Annotated in this window: 25 protein-coding genes; 13 read left to right on the top strand and 12 right to left on the bottom strand. The window is 64.4% G+C overall.

The features are described from left to right. Positions 1–28: 28 nt before the first annotated feature. From DUPY_RS14480 to DUPY_RS14500, 5 genes are all read right to left on the bottom strand, one after another. Positions 29–1,687, bottom strand: a complete 1,659-nt coding sequence (locus tag DUPY_RS14480; protein ID WP_070249099.1) for a DUF4394 domain-containing protein — start codon at positions 1,685–1,687, stop codon at positions 29–31. 122 nt (positions 1,688–1,809) lie between these two features. After that, on the bottom strand, positions 1,810–3,162 hold the full coding sequence (locus tag DUPY_RS14485) for a TolC family outer membrane protein (RefSeq protein WP_070249100.1): 1,353 nt from the start codon (positions 3,160–3,162) through the stop codon (positions 1,810–1,812). A gap of 98 nt (positions 3,163–3,260) precedes the next feature. Continuing rightward, on the bottom strand, positions 3,261–3,584 hold the full coding sequence (locus DUPY_RS14490) for a rhodanese-like domain-containing protein (RefSeq protein ID WP_070249101.1): 324 nt from the start codon (positions 3,582–3,584) through the stop codon (positions 3,261–3,263). 11 nt (positions 3,585–3,595) lie between these two features. Continuing rightward, positions 3,596–4,249 (bottom strand): protein-L-isoaspartate O-methyltransferase family protein, encoded by a 654-nt coding sequence (locus DUPY_RS14495; RefSeq protein ID WP_070249102.1) that lies wholly within the window; start codon positions 4,247–4,249, stop codon positions 3,596–3,598. Between the two features lie 165 nt (positions 4,250–4,414). Then, positions 4,415–5,059, bottom strand: coding sequence for a TetR/AcrR family transcriptional regulator (locus tag DUPY_RS14500; RefSeq protein WP_070249103.1), 645 nt, complete (start codon positions 5,057–5,059; stop codon positions 4,415–4,417). Between the two features lie 148 nt (positions 5,060–5,207). Here DUPY_RS14500 and DUPY_RS14505 point away from each other — a divergent pair, with 148 nt between their 5' ends. From DUPY_RS14505 to DUPY_RS14515, 3 genes are all read left to right on the top strand, one after another. Continuing rightward, positions 5,208–5,426 carry a hypothetical protein gene (locus tag DUPY_RS14505; RefSeq protein ID WP_070249104.1) on the top strand — a complete coding sequence of 73 codons (219 nt, stop codon included), beginning with the start codon at positions 5,208–5,210 and terminating at the stop codon, positions 5,424–5,426. After that, positions 5,419–6,111: a nucleotidyl transferase AbiEii/AbiGii toxin family protein gene (locus tag DUPY_RS14510; protein WP_070249105.1), complete on the top strand. Its 693-nt coding sequence runs from the start codon at positions 5,419–5,421 to the stop codon at positions 6,109–6,111. The genes DUPY_RS14505 and DUPY_RS14510 overlap by 8 nt, the downstream gene beginning before the upstream one ends. A 419-nt stretch (positions 6,112–6,530) precedes the next feature. Next, positions 6,531–8,282, top strand: a complete 1,752-nt coding sequence (locus tag DUPY_RS14515) for a methyl-accepting chemotaxis protein (RefSeq protein ID WP_070249106.1) — start codon at positions 6,531–6,533, stop codon at positions 8,280–8,282. Positions 8,283–8,346: 64 nt separating this feature from the next. Here the strand turns inward: DUPY_RS14515 and DUPY_RS14520 are convergent, their stop codons facing one another. After that, positions 8,347–9,432, bottom strand: a complete 1,086-nt coding sequence (locus DUPY_RS14520; RefSeq protein ID WP_084640720.1) for a GDSL-type esterase/lipase family protein — start codon at positions 9,430–9,432, stop codon at positions 8,347–8,349. A 2-nt stretch (positions 9,433–9,434) separates the two neighbouring features. Further along, the gene (locus tag DUPY_RS14525) at positions 9,435–9,872 is read right to left on the bottom strand and encodes a PaaI family thioesterase (RefSeq protein WP_070249107.1); all 438 of its coding nucleotides are present in this window, start codon (positions 9,870–9,872) and stop codon (positions 9,435–9,437) included. 230 nt (positions 9,873–10,102) lie between these two features. On the opposite strand from DUPY_RS14525, the gene DUPY_RS27550 reads away from it, so the two are divergent. Next, positions 10,103–10,453, top strand: a complete 351-nt coding sequence (locus DUPY_RS27550; RefSeq protein ID WP_167359067.1) for a CzcE family metal-binding protein — start codon at positions 10,103–10,105, stop codon at positions 10,451–10,453. Between the two features lie 79 nt (positions 10,454–10,532). Here the strand turns inward: DUPY_RS27550 and DUPY_RS14535 are convergent, their stop codons facing one another. From DUPY_RS14535 to DUPY_RS14545, 3 genes are all read right to left on the bottom strand, one after another. Next, the gene (locus tag DUPY_RS14535) at positions 10,533–11,957 is read right to left on the bottom strand and encodes a glycoside hydrolase family 88/105 protein (RefSeq protein WP_229255373.1); all 1,425 of its coding nucleotides are present in this window, start codon (positions 11,955–11,957) and stop codon (positions 10,533–10,535) included. Positions 11,958–12,029: 72 nt separating this feature from the next. Beyond that, positions 12,030–12,833, bottom strand: a complete 804-nt coding sequence (locus DUPY_RS14540) for a DUF2145 domain-containing protein (protein ID WP_208600048.1) — start codon at positions 12,831–12,833, stop codon at positions 12,030–12,032. An 8-nt stretch (positions 12,834–12,841) separates the two neighbouring features. Continuing rightward, positions 12,842–13,315, bottom strand: a complete 474-nt coding sequence (locus DUPY_RS14545) for a hypothetical protein (RefSeq protein ID WP_070249110.1) — start codon at positions 13,313–13,315, stop codon at positions 12,842–12,844. A 133-nt stretch (positions 13,316–13,448) separates the two neighbouring features. Here DUPY_RS14545 and DUPY_RS14550 point away from each other — a divergent pair, with 133 nt between their 5' ends. The 6 genes from DUPY_RS14550 to recQ all read left to right on the top strand — a co-directional run bounded on the left by DUPY_RS14550 (position 13,449) and on the right by recQ (position 19,252). Beyond that, a complete protein-coding gene (locus DUPY_RS14550; RefSeq protein WP_070249111.1) occupies positions 13,449–14,465 on the top strand; it encodes a M14 family zinc carboxypeptidase in 1,017 nt (338 codons plus the stop codon). Positions 14,466–14,469: 4 nt separating this feature from the next. Then, positions 14,470–15,249 (top strand): alpha/beta fold hydrolase, encoded by a 780-nt coding sequence (locus DUPY_RS14555; protein WP_070249112.1) that lies wholly within the window; start codon positions 14,470–14,472, stop codon positions 15,247–15,249. Positions 15,250–15,261: 12 nt separating this feature from the next. Then, on the top strand, positions 15,262–15,585 hold the full coding sequence (locus DUPY_RS14560; protein ID WP_070249113.1) for a YkgJ family cysteine cluster protein: 324 nt from the start codon (positions 15,262–15,264) through the stop codon (positions 15,583–15,585). A gap of 31 nt (positions 15,586–15,616) precedes the next feature. Beyond that, positions 15,617–16,342, top strand: coding sequence for a substrate-binding periplasmic protein (locus DUPY_RS14565; protein ID WP_070249114.1), 726 nt, complete (start codon positions 15,617–15,619; stop codon positions 16,340–16,342). A gap of 217 nt (positions 16,343–16,559) precedes the next feature. After that, entirely contained in the window at positions 16,560–17,399 is an 840-nt protein-coding gene (locus tag DUPY_RS14570; RefSeq protein WP_070249115.1) for an undecaprenyl-diphosphate phosphatase, read from the top strand. A 35-nt stretch (positions 17,400–17,434) separates the two neighbouring features. Further along, a complete protein-coding gene (gene recQ / locus DUPY_RS14575; protein ID WP_070249116.1) occupies positions 17,435–19,252 on the top strand; it encodes a DNA helicase RecQ in 1,818 nt (605 codons plus the stop codon). A gap of 4 nt (positions 19,253–19,256) precedes the next feature. On the opposite strand, the gene DUPY_RS14580 is transcribed toward recQ, so the two are convergent. Next, complete coding sequence (locus DUPY_RS14580) at positions 19,257–20,198, bottom strand: AraC family transcriptional regulator (RefSeq protein ID WP_371851793.1); 942 nt, start codon at positions 20,196–20,198, stop codon at positions 19,257–19,259. Between the two features lie 101 nt (positions 20,199–20,299). On the opposite strand from DUPY_RS14580, the gene DUPY_RS14585 reads away from it, so the two are divergent. The 3 genes from DUPY_RS14585 to DUPY_RS14595 are packed head-to-tail and all read left to right on the top strand — an operon-like array spanning position 20,300 to position 23,572. Continuing rightward, the gene (locus DUPY_RS14585) at positions 20,300–21,196 is read left to right on the top strand and encodes a DMT family transporter (RefSeq protein ID WP_070249117.1); all 897 of its coding nucleotides are present in this window, start codon (positions 20,300–20,302) and stop codon (positions 21,194–21,196) included. A gap of 22 nt (positions 21,197–21,218) precedes the next feature. Continuing rightward, positions 21,219–23,006 (top strand): amidohydrolase, encoded by a 1,788-nt coding sequence (locus DUPY_RS14590; protein ID WP_070249118.1) that lies wholly within the window; start codon positions 21,219–21,221, stop codon positions 23,004–23,006. 53 nt (positions 23,007–23,059) lie between these two features. Continuing rightward, on the top strand, positions 23,060–23,572 hold the full coding sequence (locus DUPY_RS14595; RefSeq protein ID WP_070249119.1) for a hypothetical protein: 513 nt from the start codon (positions 23,060–23,062) through the stop codon (positions 23,570–23,572). A gap of 12 nt (positions 23,573–23,584) precedes the next feature. On the opposite strand, the gene trmB is transcribed toward DUPY_RS14595, so the two are convergent. Continuing rightward, on the bottom strand, positions 23,585–24,262 hold the full coding sequence (gene trmB / locus DUPY_RS14600) for a tRNA (guanosine(46)-N7)-methyltransferase TrmB (protein ID WP_070249120.1): 678 nt from the start codon (positions 24,260–24,262) through the stop codon (positions 23,585–23,587). Positions 24,263–24,403 lie beyond the last annotated feature (141 nt).

Consider the following 24,403-nt stretch of genomic DNA (forward strand, 5'->3'; position numbering starts at 1 on the left):
ACGGCCCGCCATTTTTACGTCCAGCGCATTACTTGATGGCCAGCGCCAGATCGGTCAGTCCCACCGCACCGGCGCCAATCGCCGAGGTGGCCGGCGTGGTGGCGCCATTGGCCAGCACCGCCGCGCCGGTCGCCAGGTCGATCCGGTACAGCGCGCTCGGGCCGGCGGCCGTGGTGCGCAGCGCCGCCAGGGCCAGGCCGTTGGCGCCGCCGGCGATATCGAAGCCGGCATCGCCCGCCACCGCAACATTCAGCAAGCCGACGTTGACCAGCGTGCCGTCGTTGGGCGGGTTTTGCAGCGCCAGGCTGGCGCTGGCCGTGTCGATGTCGAACAACTGGGTGGCGGTGGTGCCTGCGTAGCTGTTGGTGTAGGCCGCTGCCGTGACCACTGGCGCCACGCCTGCGCGGTTGACGGCGCCATCGGTGGTGGTGGCGCCGGTATCGACGTTGATGCGCAGGCTCTGGCCGGTGTTGCCGATCACGCGCAGGCGGTCGGCGACCGGGTTGAAGTCCACCGCAAAGGCGGTACCGGCAATGGCCGTGTACGGCGCGGTGGTGTCCGCCGGGTCCGCTGCCAGGGTGGCCTTGGCAGTCGCCGCGCCGGTGGCGGGGTCGATGGTGACGATGCGGCCGGTCGAGGACATGCCGTACAACAGGCCGTCTTTCGGCCGCACGTCGATGCCCAGCAGGCGCTCGCCCGCTGCCAGGCCGGCAATGGCGACGTTGGCGTCGAGCGTGTTCGGCGTGGCGGTTTTGAACGTGACCAGGCGGGCGTCGTCGGTCAGGCCGTACGCGACCGGTGCGGCCGCAGCCTTGAGCGCAACACCGCGCAATTCTTCGCTGACATTGATCGCTGCCACCAGGGTCGCTTGCGTGGCCGGCGCCACCGGTGCCGCCAGGTTGAGCGTGTAGAAGCCGCGTACGCCGCCCACTGTCATCACGGCGTAGCCGGTGTTGGTGCGGGCGTCGATATCGAAGCCTGCCACGGCGCTGGCGGTCAGGCCCAGCGCCAGCGGCACCGCCAGGGTGCCATTGTTCGGTGGATTCTGGGTGTACAGCACGCCGTTGGCGGCGTCGATCACGAACAGCGTGGTGGTGGCGGTGCCGGCGAAGCTGTTGGTGTAGGCAGCTGCATTGACAGCGGTATTGGAGGCGCCGCCATTGATGGCGCCGTCGGTGGTGGTGGCGCCGGTATCGACATTGATGCGCAGGCTCTGACCGGTGTTGCTGACGAGGCGCAGGCGATCGGCTACGGGGTTGAAGTCGACGCCGAACTCGGTACCGGCCAGCGCCGTAAACGGCAAGGTGGTGTCGGTGGCGTCTGCGGCCAGGGTCGATTTGAGCGTGGCGGCGCCGGTGGTGCCATTCAGGGTGTAGATGCGGCCGGTACTGCCCACGCCGTAGAGCATGCCGTCGGCCGGGCGATAATCGATGCCCAGCAGGTTTTCGCCCGCTTGCAGGCCGGTGACAGTGGCCGTGGTGCGAATGGTGCCCGGGGTGGCGCGGTCGAACGACAGCAGCTTGTTGCTCGCGGTCAGCACGAACACGTCGCCGGCCACGGCAGCCACCGGTGGCGTCGTGGTCGGTGGCGTGACGGTGCCGATATCGTCATCGCTGCCGCCGCAGGCGACCAGCGAGAGGGAGACAGCGGAGGCGAGCAACAGTTTCGAGTATGGCAGGGTGGGCATGGTCTTGGCTCCTGTAGTGGTGGTTTTGGGCTTACCCAAGCACTACCCATGACCAGCCGGTTTGGATGCAGTCAAAATAAAATAATTATTTCGACTGCCTCCGCAGGAGTTGGCGCAGACGTTTAATGTTGCAGCAGCGCATTGACCGGCGCCAGGTCTTCCTCGCGCAGGGTGCCGGCGGCAGAGCGCAGGCGCAAGCCGTTCATGACCGTGTCGTAGCGTGCCTTGGCCAGGTCTTTCTGGGTGGCGTACAACTGGCGCTGGGCGTTCAGCACGTCGATATTGATACGCACGCCTACCTGGTAACCGAGCTTGTTGGAATCGAGCGAGGACTTGCTCGACACTTCCGCCGCTTCCAGCGCTTTCACTTGCGCCAGGCCGCTGTTCATGCCGAGGAAGGCCACGCGGGCATTCTGGGCCGCCAGGCGCTTGGTCGCTTCGAGGTCGTTGCGGGCCTTGTCTTCGAGTGCGATCGCTTCGCGCACCTGGCTGGTCACGGCAAAGCCGCTGAAGATCGGGACGGTCCAGGTGACGCCGATGGCGTTGTTCTTTTGCGTGCCGTACGCCGTGGTGCTCTGGTGGCTGGTGGACGCGGCCAGGTTCAGGGTCGGCATGTGGCCGGCGCGGTTGCGCGCAATTTCGCGCCGGGAGATTTCCACCTGCAGTTGCGAGGCGATCACCGAGAAGTTCTGGCCTTCGGCCGAGGTGACCCACGGATCGATGGCGGCCGGTTCCGGCGCGGTGATGGTCACGCCGGTGCGCAGCGGCGCCAGTTCGCCGGTGGGCTTGCCGGTGATCACCTGCAGCGCGGTGCGCTTGTTATCGAGATCGGTAATCGCGGCAAACTCCTGCGCCACCACCAGGTCGTACGCGGCTTGCGCCTCGTGGGTATCGGTGATGGTCTGGGTGCCCACTTCGAAATTGCGCTTGGCCGAGGCCAGTTGCTCGGTGGTCGCAGTTTTCTGGGCCTGGGTGGCGGTCAGGTTGTCCTGCGCCGTGAGCACGTCGAAATACGCTTGCGCCACGCGGGTGATCAGGTCCTGGCGTGCCTGGGCGAAGGTGGCTTCGGAGATGGCCTGGATCAGCTTGCTTTGCTGGAAGGTTTGCCAGGCGGCCCAGTTGAACAGCGGCTGGCTCAGCGTGACCGAGTAGCTGTTGACGTGGTTGTCCTGGTTCTGGCGGGTGACGAAGCCGGGTACGCCGTTGATGGTGGCCAGTTGCCCTTCGTTGAACGGGCGGAAATCGCCATCGTTACGGGTATTGCTCCCCTGCGCCGAGACGAACGGCAGCAAGCCGGCGCGTCCCTGGGTGGTGCGCTCGCGCCCCGCATCGAGTGACGAGCGGGCGCTGGCGTACGTGGCGTCGTTCGCCAGTGCTTGCTGATAGACTTGGATAAGATCGGCGGCCTGTGCGCCTGGTAAAGCCAAGGTCATCAAAGCGCTGGACAGCAGCACGGCGATAAGGGGTTTCTGCATTGCTTTCTCCGTTGGAGTCTTTTTAAGTTGATCGTATCAAACACCGCTCCCGCAGCGCCGGTATCGGCCGGCGCTTGCGTTTCATTTCTTTACCGCTTTTAATACTTTTTCATTGTGCCATCGACCTGCAGGGCCCAGGCATGAATGCCGCCGGTCAGGTTGACCATCTTGCCGAAACCGTTGCGTTCCAGGAACGCCGCCACGTTCATGCTGCGCGCGCCGTGGTGGCAGATGCAGACAATCTCGGCATCTTCATCGAGGTCGTCGATGCGTGCCGGGATGGTATTCATCGGGATCAGCACCGAGCCATCGATGCTGCACTCGGCAAACTCCCACGGTTCGCGCACATCGAGCAGCACCGGCTTGGTGCGCGTATCGTCGGCCAGCCAGGCCGCCAGTTCCGGCGCGGTGATCATCTGCATGCCGGCCCCGCTCAGAACTTGAACGCCGACGGCTTGGAAGCCAGGTGCAGCGGCTTGACCGAGGTCTCGAACAGCGTGCGCGTGTCGTAGCCGGCTTCGCCGGTACGGGTGACCAGTTGCGCCTTCATCGCCGGCGCCTGGCCGATGATGACCGCCAGTCGGCCGCCGACCTTGAGCTGCTTGAGCAGCGCTTCCGGCAGTTCCGGCAGCGAGCCCGACACCACGATCACATCGAACGGGGCGCCGTTGGTCCAGCCCTGCGCGCCATCGCCCAGCTCGACCGTGACATTGGCGACGGCGTTGGCGGCCAGGTTCTGTTCGGCCAGGGCCTTGAGTTCCGGCGAGATTTCCACGGTGGTCACGTGGCGGGCGCGGTGCGCCAGCAGTGCGGCCATATAGCCCGAACCGGTACCGATTTCCAGCACCGACTCATGTTTCTTGACCATGACGTCTTGCAGCAGGCGCGCTTCGATCTTCGGGAACAACATGTTCTCGCCGCCTGGCAGTGGAATTTCGGTATCGGCAAAGGCCAGCGCCTTGTGGGCGACAGGCACGAAATTCTCGCGCTTGACTACGTGCAGCAGCTCCAGCACTTCGGTGTCGAGGACGTCCCAAGGGCGGATTTGCTGTTCGATCATGTTGAAGCGGACTTGTTCAATATTCATCTGAAGACTCGGTCGGGATTAAATAATCCGTCATTTTATCGTTGAACTGGCATCGGGGGACATATTAACGATGTGACGGTCGGATCGCGGTAAATTGCGACAGTCTGCAATTTAAGGGGGATGAAGTGGCGGAATCGGCAAGTGGCCACGCCACCGCGCACTGGTTCACGGCGCGGGCACGGCCAGGCCGGCCAGGCTGGTCGTGATAAACAGGTCCAGATAGGCGTGCGGATCGACGGGCGGCATCTCGCAGGCGGGCATGTACGACTGGGTCCACATCAAGAGCATCATCACCGGGGCCACCAGCACCGGCGTCATGACATCGGGATCGACCGCGCGGAACTCGCCGCGCGCAATACCGCGCACCAGCACGCTGCGGATCACGCCAGTGCCGCGCGCGACCACTTCTTCGTTGTAAAAATGCGCCAGTTCCGGGAAGTTATTGCCTTCGGCAAACATCAGCTTGGTGATCCCGGCCAGCGGGGTGGCGCAGCACTGGTTCCACCAGCGTAGCAGCAACTCGCGCATCAGGTCGGCGCTATGGCCTGCGAAATCGGCCGCATCCTGCTCGGCCTCGCCGATCACTTCCACGATGGTGCCGCGCACCACGGCCTTGAACAGCTCTTCCTTGTTGGTGAAATACAGGTAGAGCGTGCCCTTGGACACGCCGGCGCGCTTGGCCACGTCTTCCAGGCGGGTGGCGGCGTAACCACGTTCGACGAACTGGTCGAGGGCGGCCGCCAGCAACTCCTGCGGACGCGCATCCTTGCGCCGCTCCCAGCGGGGCTTGTTGTCTTGGGGGGGGTGCATGGGGAATGGGCTCTTGCTCGACTCTGGACTGTTACTTACTTGTAAGTCATTAATATAAGCGCAAGGCCGGAGGACGTCAAGGTACGGCAAAGGACGGTGCGCCGACACGGGTTTTGAAAACACTGGCCGCATGGTGCATAATCGACCAATGAAAGCCGCAGCCGACACCCTCGTCATCGAGAACTTTCCTCAGCTCCGACTGATCGCATGGAACCGTCACCCTCATGACGCGATCACCGGCCAAGAAGCGTTCGACCTTTACGAACGCAATTGGCGTTTTATTGACGAAACTGCCATGCCTGCTCACGAACGGGCGCTGCTCGATCGGCTGACACGTGAATACGGCCACGGCATCCTCCATGTTTAAGCGTCCCCATCACCAGCGCATTGCCAGGCTCCTGGCTTCCCTCAACGCAGATTTTCTCGCACAGTCCGGTTGTTACTTCGGTGGTGGAACTGCGCTGGTACTGTCCATGAACGAATACCGGGAATCGGTCGACGTTGATTTTCTGTGCAGCTCTTTGGACGGCTACCGGGCCTTGCGCAATACGATCAGCAGTGCGTCGCTTGGCGATATCCTTGCACTGCCGGTGGAACTGGTCCGCGACGTGCGCGCAGATCGCTATGGCATCCGAACCTTTGTACGGGTCGGTGGTATCCCGATCAAGTTCGAGATCGTCAGCGAAGGGCGCATCGACATCGCTGGTGCGATCGACCCGGTTCTCGGCGTACCAACGCTGTCGCGCGAGGATATGTACGCGGAAAAGCTGCTGGCCAACGCGGACCGCTTCGGCGATGTGTCTGTGGCCAGCCGGGATGCCATCGACCTGGCGATGCTGATCGAGCATTGGGGTGCGGTGCCTGATCAGGCATGGGCCAAGGCTCGCCGCGCCTACGGCCAGAGCATCGACACATCGTACATGACGGCTATCGACCTGGTCGGCGATCAAGCTTACCTGGCGTCGTGCTTGAATAAAATGCACATGGACCCTGCAATGCTGGAGCGCATCCCGGAATTACTGCGAAGTTCATTGCCGCCCCGGTCCCCTTGACGCCCTCTGAGACGGCAGCAACTACATGCAAGTAGCCCGCTCCGCAGGCTTGCCTTGAAACATCGACAACAATGTCACAGAACGCGCTGAAAAGTGTCGCAAAAACGCCGTTGATCAACTTCATTTCATTTGCCCGGCAGAAATTAATCAGCTAGACTAACGCCGTTCGCTGTCACACCGCCGGTCTGTCGAGACTGCGCGCATGCAAGTCCATGGCCTGATCCCTGCCGCCGTGACCGAACCCTCGATGTGGCCCATTTCCCTGCCGCATAGCTGCCCACCGCCATCCCGGCGCACAGCGTAGAGGCCGATTTCAGTAACCGACCACTTTTTCCTGGTCCGTTGCCGCTGTTGACACTGCAATCCTGCTTCCGTTGACCGTATTTTGGCCTTGCGACACTTCTCGAATGGACTAGACCATGTTTGCAAACCTCACTATCCGTACCCGCCTGATCGGGACCATGTTGCTGCTTGGCGCCTTGATGATTTTCATCGGCGTGCGCGGCATCTCGGCGCTGCACACCACCAATGGCGTGCTCAAGGACGTCTACGAAAATTCCATGGTGTCGATGAAGGCCATTGCCGACGCCCAGATCCAGATCGACCGCGCGCGCCTGTCGATCGACCGCGTAGCGCTCAAACCGGACGCGGCCAATGCAGAAGAAACGCTGACGCGGTCGCAAGGCTTCTTGGAAGCCAGCGACAAGGCCTGGGCACGCTACACCGCACTGCCTTTCGGCGAGGGTGAAAAAGCGCTGGCCGACCAGACCGGTGCAGCACGCACGGCCTTGATCAAGGAAGGCATACAGCAAGCGTTCAAGGCGCTGCGCGAGAAGAACCAGCCGGAAATCGATCGCCTGATGCTGACCGAAGTCACCCGCCTGTTCCGCCTGTACACCGACAGCGCCGAAAAGCTGTCGGTCTACCAGCTCGAGTCGACCGCCAGGCAATACAACGACAGCCAGGCCGCCTATAACCGCAACATGACATTCGCCATCGTGGCCATCGTGCTGGGCCTGATCGTGGCGCTGGTGTCGTCGATCATGCTGCTGCGCGCCGTCATGAACCCGCTGGGCGAAGCGCTGAAACACTTCAACGCCATTTCCGACGGCAACCTGGCCAACACCATCGACCTCGGCCGCCAGGATGAAATGGGCGCGCTGATGACCGGCCTGCACCAGATGCAGGATCGCCTGGCCGACACCGTGCGCAGCGTGCGCGACGGTAGCGACGCCATCGCCACCGCCAGCAACGAAATTGCCGCCGGCAATATGGACCTGTCGCGCCGCACCGAGCAGCAAGCCGCCAGCCTGGAAGAGACCGCCTCGTCGCTGGAAGAACTGACTTCGACCGTCAAGCAAAACTCGGACAATGCGCGCCAGGCCAACCAGCTGGTCGGCTCGGCCTCGGACATCGCCGTCAAGGGTGGCGAGCTGGTCTCGCGCGTGGTCGATACCATGGCGTCGATCACCGAATCGTCGGACAAGATCGCCGACATCATCGGCGTGATCGACGGCATTGCCTTCCAGACCAATATCCTGGCGCTGAACGCCGCAGTGGAAGCGGCCCGTGCCGGCGAGCAGGGCCGTGGCTTCGCGGTGGTGGCCACCGAGGTGCGCAACCTGGCGCACCGCTCGGCCAGCGCAGCCAAGGACATCAAGCAGCTGATCACCGACTCGGTGGAAAAAGTGGGCACCGGCAGCGCGCTGGTGAACGAAGCGGGCACCACGATGACGGAAATCGTCAGCAGCGTGCGCCGCGTGACGCAAATCATGGGCGAGATCACCTCGGCGGGCCGCGAGCAGGAACTGGGCATCGAGCAGATCAACACCGCCGTGGCTGAGATGGACACCGTGACCCAGCAAAATGCCGCCCTGGTGGAAGAAGCCGCAGCAGCCTCGCAGGCGATGCAGGAACAGGCCGTGAAGCTGGCCGAGATGGTGAGCGTGTTCCAGGTGGCCGGCAATCCGGTGGCCGGCAGCCCCGCTCGCGCAGCAGCGGCGCCACGTGCAACAACGGCACCGGCCAAAGCAGCAACCCCGGCGGCCCGTCCAGCCATCGCCAAACCGGCAGCCAGGCCAGCCGCCAAGTCGCCATCGCTGAAACTGGCAGACAAACCGGCCCGCAACAAACCGGCCGCCAGCAGCGACGGCGACTGGGAAGAGTTTTAACCCTCGGCATTAACCCCGCCATTCCCGCGCAGGCGGGAATGACGGTGCGCGGAGACTGGCAACCTTACCACCCCATCTTTTGCCGAATAAACGCCGTCAGCTTGGCGGCGCTGGCCTGGTGGTGTTTTACGCGCGGGTGTTTGTCGTAGCCCGTGTAGTCGAAAAACAGCGTGTCGATGCGTTCGTCGTGCTCGGCGCGCAGTTGCGCTACCGCGCTGCTCACGTAACCGGGCCACTTGCTGCCCGGGCTCACCGCGTCCATGCTGCCCAGCGCGCAGACAATGTATGCGCGTGGATACTCGGCACGAATCTTTTTCACCAGGTCCTTGTAGGCGGCGATGCGCTGCTCGTCGGTCGGCGCCGGTTTCAAACGCTTTTCGCGGTCGATCAGCCACTTGTCGTTCTGGAACAGGTTGATCACCACCACGTCCGGCGTCCACTGGCTGAAGTCCCAGCGGCTGTCGTTGTTGCCCACCGCGCTCAACTGGTCGTAGAACTGCGGCATGGTGAACGGGAACCAGCTGATCATCACGCCGATGCCGCTTTGCGACACCACGTGCATTTCGGCGTCGAGCGCACGCGCGGTGATGGCGTCGTACGCCATGAAATTATTCTTGTCCTTGAGTTTGTCGTCCGGACCGTCGTCGGGCGATTGGTTGCCCATGCCGCTGGTGATCGAGTCGCCGAAGAATGCGATCTTGCGCGCCTTGCGCGGCGGCGGCGCCAGCAGCTTGCCGCCGTCGGCCAGTTCCAGGCCCCGGAACACGGTCGCGCCCTCCTCGCCCTCGGTGCGCTTGGTGATCAAAAAGCGGTGCGGGCCGGCCGGCAGGCCGGTCGCCACCGCATACGTCTTGCCGCCCTTGGCGGCGCTGATGATCACCGGCTGGTCCAGCTTGCCGTCGATGAAGACGTTGAACCAGTTCTTGCCGTACTGATCGTCCAGCGTGACCGCCAGGGTACTGCCGGTGAAGTTGCCTTCGATGCTGGTGCCTGGCCAGGAAATGACCGGCGCGGCCTGGTCGGCGAAGTCGATGCGGCCCGTGTATTGCAGGTTGGCGTTATCGGCGCCCACCACCACCGCAGCCCAGGCGCTGCCGGTGCACAGCAGCGCAGCCAGGCCGGCGGCGCGGAAAATGTTCAGGGTCGGCATGGTCAGTCGCGTCGCAGAATGAAACAGGTGGCGGTGGCATGGGCCAGCAACTTGCCGTCGGCCGTCCTGAGCGTGCCTTCGGAGACGCCGAGGCTGCGCGACAGGTTGATGATCTTGCCTTCGACCACCAGGGTTTCACCCTTGGGCACCGGCCGGAACATTTTGACGCTAAGGTCGGTGGTGCCATAGCCCACGCCCGCTTCCAGCATCGAGTGCACCGCGCAGCCGGTGGCCGAGTCGAGGATGGTGGCGGCAAAGCCGCCGTGGACGCCGCCCATCACGTTGATGTGGCGCTCGTCGGCGCGCGCGGTGCCGAGGATGTAGCCGGCTTTGGCCTCGGTAATTTCCATCGGCACGGTGTCGGACATGGGAGGACGGGGAAACTTGCCGTCGATCGCTGCCTGCAGCAGTTCCAGGCCGGTCATTTTTTCGGGATGCATCGGTAATTCCTTCGATAAGGATGGGCGTGGCAGCCACTATAGCGAAGCGCGTGCTGCTCTGCCAATAGAGTAACTCTTCAGAAAATATGCCGACCGGCATATACCGCGCACCCCGAGCGGCAGATTTTGGGCATGGACGCAGCACCCATAGTGTGTTCTGTCGGCAGCAAATCAAACGCGTGCCGGCAACGACCGCAGGAACCCCTGCTCTACCACTAAAGGATTTCATCATGTTCAAGACCTTCCGCAAAGCCGCTCTCGCAACCACCCTGGCAACGGGCATGGCCGCAGCACTGCTGGCTGGCGGCGCCCACGCCGCCGGTACCAAGGCCGCACCGTACGGCGTGATGGCGCCCGCCCCCGCCGCCGAGCGCCACGTGGTGATCACGGAAAAAACCCGGGCGGTCAACGTGAACAACGGCGAGACGGTGGAGTTCCGCGTCAACGGCCAGAGCTTCACCTGGCACTTCCAGACCCTGCGCGATGAAGCCCGCTTCGACCTGTCCAAGATCGCGCCGGGCGGCATGATCAACCACAAGGTCACGGTGCACGTGGCGTCCCACCCGCTGTACCGCGGCTAACTATCGAGGCTAAAAATCGCGGCTAAAAAAACCGCCGCCGGGTTCAACACCGGGCGGCGGTTTTTTAACGTCAAGGCGATCAGTGATCGCTGATGGCCTTGCCGTGTTCGCGTGGCACGTAGTGGTACGTGCGCAGCTTGTGCTGGATGTCGATCTCGGGATTCTTCAACATGCGCAGCATTTCAGCGCCAGCCAGCAATACCGGACCGTAGCCGTGCATGGCGTCGACGCTGGTCGGACGGTTGTAGTAATAGATGTGATCGCTGGCAAACGTCGTACCCACGCAAGTTCCTTCCACCTGGCCCTTGGCGTTGATACGCGTGCTCAAGCCCACCCAGCCGGCCTGGGCGATGGAGCCGTAGGTGGTCGGGCTGATCCAGCCTTCGTTGATCGCATGGGCGAACACGTAGACGAAGATGGCGGTAGCCGAGGTTTCCAGGTAGGAGTCGTTACGGTCGAGCATCTGGTGCCACAGGCCGGTACCGGACTGGGTTTCGGCGATGCCGTGCAGGCTGGCGCGCAGCTGCGCGAGCACCTTGTTGTACGACGGATGGTCTTTCGGCAGCACGTCGAGCAGGTCGCTCATGGCCAGCACGGCCCAGCCGTTGGCGCGGGCCCAGTAAAAGCGCGGCGCGTCCGGGTTGTTGGCGTTCCAGCCGTGGGTAAACAGGCCGTTCTGCTGGTTGTACAGGTGCTCGGCCATGGTCAGAACGTTCGAGGCGGCATCGTCGAACCAGGCTTTGTCGCCGGTCAGGTGGCCCATCTCGGCCAGCGCGGGAATGCCCATGTACATGTCATCGGCCCACAGCGACGACGCTTGCGGACGCTTGCGCGCGAAGGTGCCGTCGGCCAGCCGGTACTGCTGCTTTTGCACGTAGCCGCTGCAGGTGTCGATCATGTCCTTGAGGTCGGGACCGATCTTGGCAAAGCGCGCGCGCACCAGCGCTGCGCACATCGAGCCGCTGTCGTCGAGCGACATCGGCTGCAGGAAACGGGTGAAGCTGTTGGCGCGGCCCAGCTTGAACTGGTCTTCCTGGGCGCGGAAATAAGGCTTGCTGTCCTTGAAGAACTGGAAGTGGCGGCGCGTCATGTCGGTATAGCGCTTGTCGCCGGTCACTTCGGCCGCCTTGATCAGGCCGGAATGAATCACACCCATCTCGTACACCATCAACCCAAAATCGTTGGACGACGGCTCGAACACGGCGCCGGCGATCGGCTTTTTCAGGTCGGTGACCGGCTTACCGGTGGCCTTGTCGACGATGCGGGTGGGGGTGATGCTGTCCACGTAGCCGCGTACACGGTCCAGTGCGCCGGTGATGTCGGCGGCGGTGGGCTTTTTGTACGGGACCGGGTACGTGCCTTCGCTCGTATCGTTGAGGTTTTTGTTATCCGTGTTGCGGAACGATCCGCCCGGCTGAATATCGAGCGCCGTGGCGGCATGGACGGCCCCCGTGGCCAGGACCGCGGTCAGCAGCATTGCGAGGCGGCTTGAAACGTGTGTCATCGTTTACCCTTTTTATGGTTGTGTGTGAAGTCTCCAGCAGGAAGGCTATGGAAGGTAAACGATTTCGTCAAGTTACTTTTTCACTTCCTGCATGGTCCACCCCTGCCGCTGCCCGAGAAAAGCCTGCATCGAATCGACCGTCACCACGTTGATGCGTCCGGCATAGCGCAGCGTGCCCGGATGATCGTCGAACGCGACATTGGCCTTGAACATGCGCCCGCCCAGCCGCGTCAACGTTCCCACCCGCATTTCGGTGGGCTGGTAGCCAGCCGTCTTGAGCCATTCCTGCGCCTCGTCGCGAGTGCGCACCCGACCCTCGCTGGCGCTGGCGTACGCCAGCACCTCGAGCACCCACTGGTTGGAATTCTGGTACTTGTTCGAAAACGGGTAGGCCACCATGTTGTAGCGCCGCCCGTGCAGGCGGTGCAGGCCGGCGGTATCGGCCAGCGCCAGTGTCAGCCGCTGCGCGATGGCCGGCGGCGGCACCATTACCAGCGCATCGTAGCTGAATGGATCGTCGAGGAAGAAATTGCCCAGTCCATCGACCCACAGCGCCGAATCGGCCGTGCCGCAATCGTTGAGCAACTCGTACACGCGCCACGGCTGGTCCGGCGCCGCGCGCCAGGCCAGTCCCGCATGCGAGTATTTAAGCTGGTACTTCGACAGATCCTGGCCCTGGCGGGCGATCAGCGCCACGTCGCTGCCGGTGGCGTCGAGCGTCTCTCTCAGGCGCTGGCCGGCGTCGAGGGCATGGCCCAGCGATACCGCCGTCATCATGGTCTCTTCGCAGGTGCGGCCGGCGTGCGCGGGCGCCACGGCGGCGCCGGCGATGGCAGCTGCCAGCAGCACGGTCCGCAAGGTAGTTCCTGCGATCATTGCTGCGGTCATTGCTCGGGCAGGCGCTTCTGCGACAGCAGCGCTTCACCGACGGCGTTGGGGATGAAAGCCAGCACCTTGCCCGAGGCGACCAGCATGGTGCCGCTGGCATGGGCCGTGAATTCCACCGTGTTGCCTACCGAGACGCCGATACCCTGCAAGGTCTTGCCGGTCAGCTTGACCGACAGCTTGGCGCCGGTGGCGGCCGACGTCAGGATCAACTCGACCACCTTGGCGCTCAGCTCTGCCACGCCCGACACCACGTAGGTGCTGCCGACCAGCGCCAGCCCGCTGGCCGCGCCAAGGTCGCGGCCCTGCCCGGATGCAGCCACGGAGGCAACCGGCGCCACGACGACCGATACCACGCCCAGCGCGATGTTTTCCGACGGCTTGCCGTTCGACAGGGCCGGTTGCGCCGCGGTGGCGGCCTGCGCCAGGACTAGCAGCACAGCGGCGGCAGTTGCTTTGAAAGTGTTATTCATATAATCATTTCTTTATAACAAGTGACGACGAAGAATAGCATGTCGGCTGGCAAAAGTATCCGTGCATGCGGGCACGGTCATTTCAGCTACTTCAGCTACACTTGGGTGGTCCCCGCTTCCAGTGTCCCTGCACATGCCCGAGAAGAACCTGCCAGAACTGATCACCCTGAAACGCCTGATCGACGCCGGCGCCAGGCATATGCAGGTGGACACCCATTGCACCGTCTCGATAGACGGGCGCGACTTTCCCGTGTATTCGATCGCGCTGGGCAATCCCAGCCTGGACGTGCCGGCGCTCGGCTTTTTCGGCGGTATCCACGGCCTCGAGCGCATCGGCACCCAGGTCATCCTGTCCTTCATGGAAAGCATCCTGGCGCGGCTGCGCTGGGACAGCACGCTGCACCAGCAGCTCGAATCGATGCGGCTGGTCTTCATGCCGCTGGTCAATCCGGGCGGCATGTGGCAGGCCACACGCTGCAATCCACAAGGCGTCGATTTGATGCGCAACGCGCCGCTGTCGGCCGTGGACCGGGTGCCGTTCATGCTCGGCGGCCAGCGCTACAGCCATCACCTGCCGTGGTATCGCGGTCCGGCCGGCGCGCCCATGGAGCCGGAAAGCCTGGCCGTGTGCGCCGTGGTCGAGCGCGAGCTGATCAGCCGCCAGTTCAGCATGGCGCTCGACTGCCATTCCGGCTTCGGCCTGCGCGACCGCATCTGGTTCCCGCACGCCCACACCGCCGCGCCGATCGCCCACCTGGCCGACATCGGCGCGCTGGAAGAGCTGTTCAGCGAAAGCTACCCCAACCACAACTACGTGTTCGAGCCGCAAAGCCGCCAATACCGCACCCACGGCGACCTGTGGGACTACCTGTACCTGAATGGCACCAGCTACACCGAGCGCACGTTTTTGCCGCTTACCCTCGAGATGGGCTCGTGGCTGTGGGTAAAAAAGAACCCGCGCCAGCTGTTCGACCGCGTGGCCATGTTCAACCCCACCGCCGCACACCGGCTGCAGCGGGTGCTGCGCCGGCACCTGATCTGGTTCGATTTTTTGATGCGCGCCGTCAACAGCCACGGCCGCTGGGTGCCGGAAGGCATGGCGCGCAAGCAGCAGCAGCGGCGCTCGCTCACGCACTGGTACGGAAGCTGACGCCATGAGCACCTGGATCCTGCTGCGCGGCCTGATGCGCGAACAGCGGCACTGGGGCCGCTTCCCCGGCCAGTTGTCCCGGGCGCTGCCGGGCGAGACCATCATCACCCCGGATTTACCCGGCAACGGCATCCACCATGCGGCCATCAGCCCTGTTTCCGTAGCAGAGATGGTGGAGGCGTGCCGCGCCGAGCTGCGCACGCGCGGTGCACGGGCGCCCTACTCGCTGCTGGCCTTGTCGCTGGGCGGCATGGTGGCGGTGGAGTGGGCCAGCCGCTATCCAAAAGAAATCGAACGCGCGGTGCTGATCAACACCAGCATGCGGCCGTTCAGCCGCTTCCACCAGCGCCTGCGCTGGCGCAACTATCCAGCCATCGTGCGCATGTTGCTCGAAGGCGGCGTGGAGGCCCAGGAAAGGCTGATCCTGCGCCTGACCAGCCGCCACGGCGACAATGCCGAGCGCGAGGGCCTGCTGCGGCGCTGGCTCGGCTACCAGCACGAATTTCCGGTCAGTCGCCGCAACGCGTTGCGCCAGTTGCTGGCGGCGGCGCGCTTCCACGCACCAGCCGCGCGGCCGGCCGGACTGCCGCTGCTGGTGCTGTCGTCGAGCGGCGACCAGCTGGTCGATCCGCGCTGCTCGCAACAACTGGCGCAGGCGTGGCACGCCGAACACCGCATCCACCCCAACGCCGGCCACGACCTGGCGCTCGACGATGGCGACTGGGTGGCGCAGCGGGTGGCGGCGTGGGTGGCTTGCGGCGACCTGGCTGCCGAAGCGCGGTAAAATACCGCCCCTATGACTACCCAGATCATCCCGGAGGCGGCAGGTGCTGCATTCATCTGCCGCCCGCACTGCGGCGCCTGCTGCACCGCGCCCTCCATCACCAGCCCGATTCCCGGTATGCCCGATGGCAAGCCGGCTGGCGTGCGCTGCGTGCAGCTGGGCGACGACCAGCGCTGCCTGATCTTCGGCCATCCCGAGCGCCCGGCGTTTTGCGGAGGCTTGCAACCATCGCACGAGATGTGCGGCGACAGCCGGGAATTTGCCATGCACTGGCTGGGGGAACTCGAGCGTGCGACCGCGCCTCAGATAATTGACGCCATAGCAATAATCAGCTAACGTGGCATCACACTCCTCCTCGGGCCGCCACATGACCACACTGATCCGTATTCTCGCCGCCGCCATGCTGGCGGCGCCGTCGGCGACGGTGGTGGCGGCCACCGCCGCACCGGCCACCATCCGCTACATCCACAAGGTCGAAGACGCGCCGGGCGAGACTGTCGTGTCGCGCCGTTCGGGCTTCCAGGAGGCGCTGGGGGCGGCGCTGGCGCGCCAACTCAAGCGGCCGGTGCGCTTCATGCCGCTGCCGCGCAAGCGCATGATGGGTGCGCTCGAAGCGGCCGAGGGCGATATCGTGTGCGGCTACTCGCCGGCCTGGTTCAAGGGCAAGGTCGACTGGACCCTCCCCTTCATTCCCACCTCCGAAGTGCTGATCGCCTCGCGCCGGGTGCCGCCGCCGGCCACGCTGGAAGATATTCGTGGCAAGACCGTCGGCACCGTGCTGGGCTTTCAGTATCCACAAGTCCAGGGCCGCCTCGGCGACGGCTTCGTGCGCGACGATGCGCCGTCGCTCGAGCTCACCTTGCGCAAGTGGCAGGGTGGCCGCTTCGATTATTTCCTGGCCACCGGCGTCACGGTCGAGCGCCAGTTTGCCAGCGGCGAGCTCGATGCCGGCTTCAGCCAGCTGGTGATCAGCGAAGAAAGGACCGGCTGCGCGCTCGCCCGCAAGGGCACGTTGCGGGTGGCCGACGTCAACGCCGCCATCGACGCCATCGAGAAAAGCGGTGAACTGACGCGCTTGCTGCGATTGCGCTGACCAGGCCGCAGCGGGTGATTTTGCTGCAACGCAGCCGTTGAACGCAGCCGGGCGTGGCAATCTGCCGCCCGCATCATATTTCCGCAGTGCACCATTGCACATTACAGCTTGGTCAGATTGCAAATAGTGCCCCCCCGAACATGGTAAGCTTCGCCCCCGGTGCGTTCGTATTGGCAGCCATTTCCCTCCACTTTCAACCCTTTTTATAGTTAACTTCATGGATATTGTTCTCGTCATTAAAGCCATCATCATGGGCGTGGTTGAAGGTCTTACGGAATTCCTGCCGATCTCCTCTACCGGTCACCTGATCCTGACCGAACACCTGCTGGGCTTTGCAGGCATGGAAGACAAGATGAAAGTGTTTGAAATCGTGATCCAGGCCGGCGCCATGATGGCGGTGATCTGGGAGTTTCGTGCCCGTATCGGCCTGGTATTGGCGGGCATCTTCACCGATCGGGTGCAGCAGCGCTTCGCCCTCAATGTGCTGATCGCATTCCTGCCTGCCGCCATCCTGGGCTTGCTGTTCTCGTCGGCCATCAAGGCCCACCTGTTTGCACCGATTCCGGTGGCGACCGCCTTCATTGTCGGCGGCTTCATCATCCTGTGGGTGGAAAAGCGCGCCAAGGACAACCCGGCCGTTGAACGCATCACCTCGCTCGACCAGATCACCCCGCTCGATGCCCTGAAAATCGGCGTGGCCCAGGCCTTTGCCCTGATTCCCGGCACCAGCCGTTCGGGCGCCACCATCATGGGCAGCATGATCTTCGGCTTTTCGCGCAAGGTGGCGACCGAGTTCTCGTTCTTCCTGGCCATTCCGACCCTGATCGGCGCGACCGTGTATTCGCTGTACAAGGACCGCGCGCTGCTGTCGATGGACGACCTGTCGTTCTTCACGATCGGCACCGTGGCCGCGTTCATCTCGGCCTTCCTGTGCATCCGCTGGCTGCTGCGCTACATCATGACCCATACGTTCGTGGTTTTTGCCTGGTACCGGATTGTGTTCGGCCTGATCGTCCTCATAACCGGGTACTATGGCATCATTGTTTGGGCCGACTAATACCATCACACTTTCGTTGTAGAAATGAGCAGTAAATGAATCAGGAAAACCAGGAGCGCGCTCTCCATTTGCTGGAAACCGTGTTCGGCTACCCGGCCTTTCGCGGTCACCAGGCCGAGATCGTCGATCATGTCAGCAACGGCGGCGACGCCCTGGTCCTGATGCCCACCGGCGGCGGCAAGTCGCTGTGTTACCAGATTCCCGCACTGCTGCGCGACGGCGTCGGGGTCGTCGTCTCCCCCCTGATTGCGCTGATGCAGGACCAGGTCGATGCGCTCGAAGAAGTGGGCGTGCGCGCCGCCTTCCTCAATTCCACCCAGACCTACGAAGAAGCCAACCGCATCGAGCGGCTGGTGCGCACCGGCCAGATCGACCTGGTGTACGTGGCGCCCGAGCGCCTGATGACCGAGCGCTGCCTGAACCTGTTCCAGGATTCGAAGATCGCGCTGTTCGCCATCGACGAGGCGCACTGCGTGTCGCAATGGGGCCATGATTTCCGTCCTGAATATATTCGCCTGTCGGTGCTGCACGAGCAGTTTCCCGACGTGCCGCGGATTGCCCTCACCGCCACGGCCGACCCGCAAACCCGCGCCGAGATCGTGCACCGCCTGCAACTGGGTGACGCGGCGCAGTTCGTCTCGTCGTTCGACCGGCCCAACATCCGCTACCAGATCGTCGAAAAAGCCAACGGCCGCAAGCAGCTGCTCGACTTCATCACCACCGAGCACACCGGCGACTGCGGCATCGTCTACTGCCTGTCGCGCAAGAAGGTCGAAGAAACCGCCGAGTTCCTCAACGAGAACGGCATCCGCGCGCTGGCGTACCACGCCGGCATGGACCACGCCAAGCGCGCCGCCAACCAGGCCCGCTTCCTGCGCGAAGAAAACATCGTCATGTGCGCCACCATCGCCTTCGGCATGGGCATCGACAAGCCGGACGTGCGTTTCGTCTGCCACCTCGACCTGCCGAAAAGTATCGAGGGCTATTACCAGGAGACCGGCCGCGCCGGCCGCGACGGCGGTCCGGCCAGCGCCTGGATGGCCTACGGCTTGCAGGACGTGGTGCTGCAACGCCGGATGATCGACGAATCCGAAGCCGACGAAACCTTCAAACGCGTGCTCGGCAACAAGCTCGACGCCATGCTGGGCCTGTGCGAAACCCTGAGCTGCCGCCGCGTGCGCCTGCTCGATTATTTCGGCGAACAATCGGGCCCGTGCGGCAACTGCGATACGTGCCTGATCCCGCCGGTGTCGTTCGACGGCACGGTGCCGGTGCAAAAGCTGCTGTCGGCCGTGTACCGGGTCGACCAGCGCTTTGCCGCCGGCCACGTGATCGAAGTGCTGCGCGGCGTGGAAACCGACCGCATCAAGACCTGGCACCACGACAGCCTGTCGGTGTTCGGCATCGGCGCCGACCGCAGCGAGCACGAGTGGCGCGCCATCCTGCGCCAGATGATCGCGCTGGGCCTGCTCACGGTCGATCACGAACAATACAGCTCGCTAAAACTGACCGACGCCGCCCGCCCGGTGCTCAAGGGCGGCCAGAAGGTGCAGCTGCGCCAGTACCAGAAGCCGGTCAAGCAGAAGACCCCGCGCGCCTCGAAAGGCTACGTGGAAAGCGACCTGTCGCCGCAGCAGGAGAAAATTTTCGACCGCCTGCGCACCTGGCGCATGGGCACGGCGCGCGAGCACAACGTCGCTGCCTACATCATCTTCAACGACGCGACCCTGCGCGAAATCGCCAAGGCCCGCCCCACCGCACTGGACGACCTGCGCGGCATTTCCGGCGTGGGCGAGAAAAAGCTGGCATCGTATGGCGACCAGATCGTCGAGCTGATCCGCGAGTTCGAGTAAGCCCTCAGCGGGCAAGCACGCTGCGATAGCGCCCCGGTGCGGCGCCCACGGCGTCGCGGAAGCGGTGGCTGAAGTGGCTCAGGTCGGCATAACCGCAGGCGTCGGCAATCTGCTGCAGCGGCTGGCCCGTGTGCTGCAACAGCCGCCGTGCATGTTCGATGCGGCGTGCGCCGATCCACGCCGACGGCGTCATGCCGAACGATACCTTGAACATGCGCAGCAGGTGGTATTCCGACAGGCAGGCCAGCTGCGCCAGCATTTGCAAGGTCATCGGCTGCGCCAGGTGCGCTTCGATATAGTCGGCCGGCAGCCGCCGCACGGCCGGCGCCAGGCCACCGCGCACGCGGCCCTGGTGGCGCGGCAGCGACTGTGCGTGCAGCAGGTGCGACAGGGTTTCGTGGGTCATTTCGTTGGCGCGCAGCCGGGCGTCGGCGCCGTCCCAGTCCATGCCGGCCAGGGCGGCGCACAACTGGCCGATGCGTTCGTGCTCGAAATAGGTGCGGTCGGCCAGGGTCAGCTCGCGCGGTTCGCGGTCCAGTTCCACCACGGCGCGGCGGGTGAAATGCTCGGGCAGGAAATACACGTGAAAGAAGCGCACCGCGCCGCGTACGGTCCAGCGCGACTCGTGCCAGTCCGGCAAAGTGCACAGGCGCTGCGGGGCGCCGAACAGGCCGGGCAACTCGCCGCGCTCGGTGCGGTAGCCGCCGCCCATGTAGTACGACAGCGTGTGGTGGCCGGGCTGGCAGTACGAGGTTTCGGCGCACGGCGTGTCGCGCCGCCAGATCGCCAGCGCCAGCTCGTCGCCGAGCCAGGTAAAACGCTCGAGCACGGCGTCGGTCTCGGACATGGTCTTGAACACCGAATGCGACAGCCGGCCTTCCGGCAAACCGGGCGCAGGCAGCAAGGTGGCGGGCAAATCGAGTGGTCGGCGGTTGCGTAAATCCATGGATAAAGTCTAGCACGCGCCATCACGCCAACAATCGCCGTCGTGGCGATAAGCGCAATTTCAGACAAGCGCTGCCACTGCCCAGCCCTCATGCTGGCGCCATGAACATACTTCTCTACCTGCTGACCGTCCTGATCTGGGGTACCACCTGGATCGCCATCACCTTTCAACTGGGCGTCGTGCCCGCGCCGGTCTCGATCGCCTACCGCTTCTGGATCGCTGCCGCGCTGCTGCTGGCGGCGTTACTGGTCACGCGCCAGCGGTGGTGGCCGCCGCGCCAGGCCTGGCGCTATTTGTTCGCACAGGGCATTGCGCTGTTCTGCCTGAACTTCCTGTGCTTTTATTATGCCGCCCTCTACATCACCAGCGGCCAGGAGGCCGTGGTGTTTTCCACCGCGCCGTTGTGGATCGCGCTCGCTGGCCGCTTGTTCCTCGGTCGGCCGATCCGGGGCCAGGTGATGGTCGGCGCGCTGTTCGGCCTGGCCGGCATCGTGCTGCTGTTCGCGCCGCAAATGAGCGGCCACTGGAACGACAGCGGCGTGCTGCTGGGCCTGGTATTGTCGCTGGGTGGCACCTGGTGCTTCGCCTGCGGCAACCTGCTGTCCTCGCGCATGCAGTCGCTGGGCCTGACACCGTGGCTTACCAACACCTGGGCCATGCTGATCGGCGCCACCACGCTGGGCGTGGCCGCACTGGCGCTGGGCATGCCGTTCGCGCTCGACCCGTCGCCGCGCTACCTGTGGGCGCTGCTGTACCTGGCCGTCCCCGGCTCGGTGATCGGCTTTACCGCCTACCTGCTGCTGGTCGGTCGCATTGGCCCCGACCGCGCCGCCTATTCCACGGTATTATTCCCCATCGTCGCGTTGACGATTTCAACCATTTACGAAGGCTACCAATGGACACCGGCCGCGCTGTGCGGGCTGGCGCTGGTGCTGGCGGGGAATGTGCTGGCGTTCCTGCCGCCCACCCTGCGGGCCCGTCTCAAGGCAGCCTTCTAGCGCCTGAGATTCTGGAGACTGCATGACCCGACCCGGTTTATTCGCCCTGCTGGCACTGACGTTTGCCACCGCCCATGCTGCTGCGCCGGCCGACACCGTCTACCGCAATGGCACCATCGTCACGGTGGACCCGAAAGACAGCGTGCAGCAGGCGCTGGCCGTGCGCGGCGGGCGCATCGTGTACGTCGGCGACAATGCCGGCGCGACCAGGCTGCAGGGCAAAAAAACCAAGGTCATCGACCTGGCCGGCAAGATGCTGATGCCGGGCCTGATCGATGGCCACATGCACCCGCAGTCGGGCGGCAGCCGCCTGCTCAACTGCAGCCTCGACTACCTGCCGCTGACGGTGCCGCAATTCCAGCAGCGCATCCAGGCCTGCATTGACAGCGATGTGCGCCTGGGCAAGGCCGATCCCAGGCGCTGGCTGGTGGTCGTCAACTGGTTCCAGCAAGGCATGTCGCCCGACGGCGTGACAACCACTGCCGCTACCCTGGACGCGCTCAAGACCGACCGTCCGATCCTGGTGCGCTCGTCGTTCGGCCACTCGCTGCAACTCAACAGCACAGGCATCGCGGTGGCCGGCATCACGGCGACAACGCCGGACCCGGCCGGCGGCAAGATCGCCCGTGACGGCAACGGCCAGGCTACCGGCCTGCTGGAAGACGCCGCGCAGGACATGGCGATGAACTTGCTGCCGCCGCTCACGGTGGCCGAGAACCTGGCGGCCTCGACCAAGGCGCTGGAAGCGATGCGCAAGCAGGGCATCACGTCTTTCCTCGACGCCTACACCGATCCCGAAACCATGACGGCGTTCACCGACCTGCAACGCCAGGGCAAGCTCACCGCCCGCGCCCACTTCGCGGTGCTGATCGATCTCGACAAGGGCGCCACGCCGCAGCGCGCCGTGGCCGAACTGCTGCGCCAGAAAAAGCAATTCGACCAGGGCCCGACCAAAGTGGCGCCATCGATGCAGGTGCGCCACGCCAAGCTGTTCATGGACGGCGTGATCTCGGCGCCGGCCTTTACCGGCGCCATGCTCGAGCCTTACCTGGTCAACAAAGGCACCGAGCAGCAACCGGACTGGCAGCCAGGCCCCAGCAACGGCCCGCCCACCTATTTCTCGCAACCGGCGCTGCGCTCCACGCTCGACGTGCTGGCACGCGCCGGCATCGACGCGCACATCCACGTCGACGGCGACCGCGCCGTGCGCGAGACGCTCGATGCAATTGCCTGGCTGCGCGGCACGCTGGCCGGCAAGAAGGCACGCCCGGCGCTGGCCCACGACGAGATCGTGGCGCCAGCCGACTATGCGCGCTTCGCCAAACTCGATGTGACGCCGGTGCTGTCGTTCCAGTGGGCCAAGCCGGCGCCCGACACGCTCGGCGCGCTCAAGCCCTACATGGGCCCGCAGCGCTATCCGCTGGTGCAACCGCAGTCGGTGCTGCTCGACGCCGGCGCGCGCATCGCCTACGGCAGCGACTGGCCGGTCGATCCGCTCGATGCATGGTTTGCCTTGAAAGTGGGCGTGACCCGCACCGCCGCGCCCGACGCCGGCGCCGAATACGCAGGCCGGCTGGGCGACGTGGCCGGCATGCCGCGCGCAGCGGCCCTGCGGGCGATCACGCTCAACGCCGCGTACACGCTGCGCCAGGAAAAGCTGACCGGTTCGCTCGAGACCGGCAAGCTGGCCGACCTGATCGTGCTCGACCGCAATTTCTTCACGATACCGGCCGAGGACATCGCCAACATCAAGGTGCTGCAAACGGTGGTCGGTGGCAAGGTGGTGTACCAGTCGGCGGCGATGCAGTAGGCATGGTCCTGATCGGTTAAGATGGCGGCCTGATACTGCTGCCCGGTTACCTCATGCAACTCCTCATCTCCATCCTGATCATTGCCGTCACCGCGCTGGTGGTCTACCGCATCGTCAAATCCAACCCGGCGCAAAAGGTGGCGCTGCCGCCGCTGCCGGCTGCGCCCTACACGCCGGTGCTGCCCGACACCCCGGTCGCCCATTACTGGTCCGACGGCGGGCGCTTCCTGGTGGAGGTGGTCAACGAGTCGCGCTACCAGCCGGTGCTGAAAGCACTCGCTGGCGAGCATGGCGATGCTGCCGCACGCGCGCAGCACACGGCCATGCTGTTCTGCGACGACCGCAACGCGTATGAAGACGCGGCCGTGGCCGTGTTCCTGCAAGGACAAATGGTGGGATACCTGGAAGCCAAGGCGGCGGTGGTGTTCCGCGCCCGCCTCAAGCGCGACGGCTTTGTCGGCCAGCTGACCAGCTGCGATGCGCAAGTACGCGGCGGCGGCTTATGGCAAACCGCGCGCCTGTCGTACCACGTGGTGCTCGACCTGGAGCCGCTCGAGAAGCGGTAGGCCGAACCCCGATTACTTCTTCGAAAACACCAGGTCCCACACACCGTGGCCCAGCTTGATGCCACGGTTCTCGAACTTGGTCAGCGGACGGTAGGCCGGCTGCGGCGCGTAGCCGTCGGCGGTGTTCTGCAGGCCCTCTTCCGCGCTCAGCACTTCCAACATCTGTACCGCGTAGTCTTCCCAGTCGGTGGCGCAATGCAGGTAGCCGCCGGGGGCGAGCTTTTGCACCAGCAGCTTGACGAACGGCGCCTGGATCAGGCGGCGCTTGTTGTGACGCGCCTTGTGCCACGGGTCGGGGAAGAAGATGTGCACGCCATGCAGCGAGGCATCGGGAATCATGTGGTTGAGCACCTCGACCGCATCGTGCTGGATCGCCTTGAGGTTGGTGAGCTTTTGCTCGCCGATCAGCTTGAGTAGGCTGCCCACGCCCGGCGTGTGCACTTCCACGCCGATAAAATCCTTCTCCGGCATGGCGGCGGCGATGTGGGCCGTGGTGCCGCCCATGCCGAACCCGATTTCCAGCACCGTGGGCGCCTGGCGACCGAACGCCTGCGCGTAGTCGAGCGGCGCTTTTTCGTAGCCGATCAGGAACTGCTGCTGCTCTTCCAGCGCGCGCGCCTGGGCCGTGGACAGGCGCCCGGCGCGCGTGACGAAGCTGCGGATGCGGTGTTCGGTCGGGTCGTAGAGCATGCCCCGCGCTGGGGGTTCTTTGGGAGTATCGGAAGACATGGTGGCGGTGCGGTGAAAGAATGAGGCGGCATTATATCAGTGCGGTCAGGTCCTCTACCGGCCGGCGCGGCCATTCCATCCGGCTTGTTGCGTGCCGGCGCC

Source organism: Duganella phyllosphaerae (genome assembly GCF_001758785.1).
In the GTDB taxonomy this organism is placed as follows: Bacteria; Pseudomonadota; Gammaproteobacteria; order Burkholderiales; family Burkholderiaceae_D; genus Rugamonas; species Rugamonas phyllosphaerae.